The organism is Marivita sp. S6314, from assembly GCF_023015985.1.
GTDB lineage: Bacteria > Pseudomonadota > Alphaproteobacteria > Rhodobacterales > Rhodobacteraceae > Marivita.
Map to the genome: position 1 here is coordinate 1 of NZ_JALKAO010000019.1, position 1,332 is coordinate 1,332.

A 1,332-nucleotide genomic window follows, 5' to 3' on the forward strand; every position below is an offset into this window, starting at 1 on the left:
TTCGAAGCCGAGGTCTACATCCTGACCAAGGAAGAAGGTGGCCGTCACACGCCGTTCTTCGCGAACTACCGTCCGCAGTTCTACTTCCGGACCACGGACGTGACCGGCACCGTGACCCTGCCCGAGGGCACCGAGATGGTGATGCCAGGCGACAACCTGAAGTTCGACGTTGAACTGATCGCCCCGATCGCCATGGAAGACGGCTTGCGCTTCGCGATCCGCGAAGGCGGCCGCACCGTCGGCTCCGGCGTCGTGTCCAAGATCGTCGCGTAAGCGAACGCACACTACTTCGAAAAGGGCCACCCGCTGCGGTGGCCCTTTTTCTTTTCGGCCTGGGCCTGTAGCCGTGTGAGGGTTAATCAGAACACGGTGTCTTATGCCCTTTCCCCCTCCTGACACGCCCACGCCGGTTGTTTTTCCAGACGGAAGCACATTTCAAGGCACGGTTTTTCTGAACGCGGTGCTGGATCATCCCAACCTCAGCATCGGCGATTATACCTATTACAGCGATGACGAGATGCCGGATGTCGATCTGATGCGGCGACGGTTGTTTCCGTATCTTTACGGCGACCAGAAGATCGAGATCGGGAAGTTCTGTTCGCTGGCCATGGGCGTGTCGTTTGTCACCGACAGCGCCAATCATCGCTATGACGGGATCAGCGCGTATCCCTTTGCGATCTTTGACGGAATGTCGCCCGACCGCGCGTCCATGCCGCGCCATTCGCCGCGACCGATGCGGGTGGGCAATGACTGCTGGATCGGGCGGGATGCGATGCTGACACCTACGGCGCAGCTTGGCGATGGGGTGATCGTTGGGGCGGGTGCTGTGGTTAGCGGTCGGGTGCCGGATTACGCGATTGTGGCGGGGAACCCGGCGCGGGTGGTGCGGATGCGGTTTTCGGACGACGAGATCGCGCGCCTGAAGGCCGTGTCGTGGTGGGACTGGCCCATCGATGCCATTCTGGCGGCGGAACCGGCCATCTGTGGCGGGGATATCGACGCGTTGGAACGGGCCGCTCCGTCAAAGGTGTGAAGGCCGCCCAGTGTGGGCGGCCTGATCATCGTCCGCGACAGGTCTTCAGGGTTAGGCCTGTCGCGGGATGTGGTGTGCGGGCGTCATGGCCCGGCGTTGGCTCACTTGACGAGCGCTTGGATCACGGCGCGTTTTTCGCCTTCGCTGTCACCCGAGTGGATCACCGACAGGATGGTGTTCACTTCGGCATCGCTGAGGGTCGAAACGTCAACGCCGGGGGCGTAGGTGTCGAATTCGGACGTGTCGACGGCGGCCGAGGCGGCAAAGCCGGTGAGAACGAGGGCGGTTGTTGCGATCAG

At 62.2% G+C, this 1,332-nt stretch carries 2 protein-coding genes and 1 pseudogene; 2 read left to right on the plus strand and 1 reads right to left on the minus strand.

The features are described from left to right. Both tuf and MWU54_RS18575 read left to right on the plus strand, forming a co-directional pair. Window positions 1-273 (plus strand): annotated as a pseudogene (gene tuf / locus MWU54_RS18570) (elongation factor Tu); the annotation flags it as partial. A gap of 103 nt (window positions 274-376) precedes the next feature. Beyond that, window positions 377-1,033, plus strand: coding sequence for a CatB-related O-acetyltransferase (locus tag MWU54_RS18575; protein ID WP_247086745.1), 657 nt, complete (start codon window positions 377-379; stop codon window positions 1,031-1,033). A 101-nt stretch (window positions 1,034-1,134) separates the two neighbouring features. Here MWU54_RS18575 and MWU54_RS18580 read toward each other — a convergent pair. After that, on the minus strand, window positions 1,135-1,332 hold a 198-nt coding region (locus MWU54_RS18580), incomplete at its 5' end, for a hypothetical protein (RefSeq protein ID WP_247084990.1).

What these genes read in the sequence shown, in the direction of transcription:
- MWU54_RS18575 (WP_247086745.1), top strand. Translation starts at nt 377, where the DNA reads ATGCCCTTTCCCCCTCCTGACACGCCCACGCCGGTTGTTTTTCCAGAC.